The organism is Mammaliicoccus stepanovicii, from assembly GCF_002902525.1.
GTDB lineage: Bacteria > Bacillota > Bacilli > Staphylococcales > Staphylococcaceae > Mammaliicoccus > Mammaliicoccus stepanovicii.
Genome location: NZ_PPQZ01000037.1, coordinates 1 through 1,708, shown reverse-complemented (window position 1 = coordinate 1,708; position 1,708 = coordinate 1). Strand labels below are relative to the sequence as shown.

The 1,708-nt window shown below is 28.1% G+C and carries 3 protein-coding genes; all 3 read right to left on the bottom strand.

What is annotated here, in order from left to right:
- Positions 1 to 308: 308 nt before the first annotated feature.
- From CD111_RS12930 to CD111_RS06770, 3 genes are read right to left on the bottom strand one after another with little or no spacing between them, the layout of a single operon-like run.
- Positions 309 to 548, bottom strand: a complete 240-nt coding sequence (locus CD111_RS12930) for a site-specific integrase (RefSeq protein WP_095088540.1) — start codon at positions 546 to 548, stop codon at positions 309 to 311.
- A gap of 54 nt (positions 549 to 602) precedes the next feature.
- Positions 603 to 665: an Ltp family lipoprotein gene (locus CD111_RS12870; RefSeq protein ID WP_308629182.1), complete on the bottom strand. Its 63-nt coding sequence runs from the start codon at positions 663 to 665 to the stop codon at positions 603 to 605.
- Positions 652 to 1,152 carry an Ltp family lipoprotein gene (locus CD111_RS06770; protein WP_308629181.1) on the bottom strand — a complete coding sequence of 167 codons (501 nt, stop codon included), beginning with the start codon at positions 1,150 to 1,152 and terminating at the stop codon, positions 652 to 654. Before CD111_RS06770 ends, CD111_RS12870 begins: the two co-directional genes overlap by 14 nt.
- Positions 1,153 to 1,708: the final 556 nt, after the last annotated feature.

Here is a 1,708-nt window from a genome sequence, read left to right as displayed (position 1 = left end):
AAATTATGTTAATTGCTATTTAAATGTATATCTAAAAATTGTTTTTTTACAATTTTAAATTCCTTAATGTTCGCAGTATAATCCATAATTATAAGTCGTTTTTTCTATATTAAAATTTTACGTCAATGACATACAACCAAACACTTTTAATTACTGGTATTTGGAGATTTGAGGAATCTTTCCTAGGACATGGATTACCAATTTTCCGTTGTATATAGATATACCTCGTTATAATATGTAACTACAGAAATCTATAAAATTTTTAAGGCTACAACTGCCTTTTTATTCTCTTCTGCTAAACTTTCTTCTTATAAGTGTGAATAAACTTCTAATGTCACTTTGCTGCGCTTGTGACCTAATCTTTTTGAAATATAATGAATGGAAACATCATTAGGTAATAAATAAGAGCAATGTGTATGACTAGTAGCAAGTGTGGTAATCTGCTTAACACCTAATCGGTCAAAATAGCCCTTTAAATCTTTGTTTTCTATAACACTTTTCTTCATGCCCCAAATAATATCTCTAGTTATCATTTGATTTTTTGACAATCATTAATTATCAATCCCTATAAGAAAACCTCACACTAAGTGAGGTTAGTTAAATTATTGTAAGTTGTCGACAGCGTATTGTGCTTGTTCTTCTGTAAACTTATCACCAGCATCCAGAAATTAATTGATCATAAATAGCGTCTTTTGACATATTTTGGTCTTTCATATAAGACTCTGCAGATTTCAAAGCGTTTTCTTTGTAGTTAGCTTTTAAATGATCAACGGCATATTGTGCATCTTCATCTGAAAATTTATCACCAGCGTCTGAAGTTAGTTGGTTATAAATAGCATCTTTAGACATGTGCATTGTATCAGCATATGTTTTTGCTGAATTTAAAGCTGCGTTTTGTTCAGAAGTTGAGTTATCATCTTTTTTGACCTCTGAAGTATCTTTATTAATTTCTTTATCTACTTCATTTACCATAGTTGCAGAACACGCAGTGAATATAATTGCAATTATAATAACGAGTCCTAAACAACCTCCACAACCAAACAACCATTTCTTTTTAGATTTCTTTTTTTGTTCTTGTTTGTAATTCTCGAATTGTTGTTGCTGTCTTTCTAATAACTCCTCATTTGTTAAATCTTTACGTTCATTTGCCATTCTACATTTCTCCCTTTTTTCTAAATTTATATATTCAAATACTCTTAACGGTTCGAAATTAATCACATAATTACCATATTGAGTAGATAAACCATGTTTAATTCTATAATGTTCTAATTTATAAATTACGCGCTATTCAGTTAGTTAAAATTATTTGGTTAGTGAAAAAATATTGCAAGCACTATTTTAAAAGGCTGAAATAATACCGCCTAACATGATTAGTTTCTCATAACCATGTTGACGGGCATATAATTTATATATAACAGATCAGTTTGATTCATAACGTCTTTATTTATAATATCGTGATGAGAGAGTTCCTCGCATAGTACTTCTAATCTTGTATTTATGATAATTCTCTAGCAATTAATATTACCCAATTATTAGATATACCTAATAAATTACCATGTCATTTATAAGAGATATCATTAAGCTTGTTTTTTATCTAAATTTCTTTTTAATACAATTTTAATTTTAATACAATTTTAATTTTAATACATTGATTACAAACTATCAATCCATTTTAAGTATAAATAAAGTTTAAAAGGTGAGGGTAAGT

Coding starts and splice junctions, on each gene's coding strand:
- CD111_RS06770 (WP_308629181.1), bottom strand. CDS start 1,152: ATGGCAAATGAACGTAAAGATTTAACAAATGAGGAGTTATTAGAAAGA.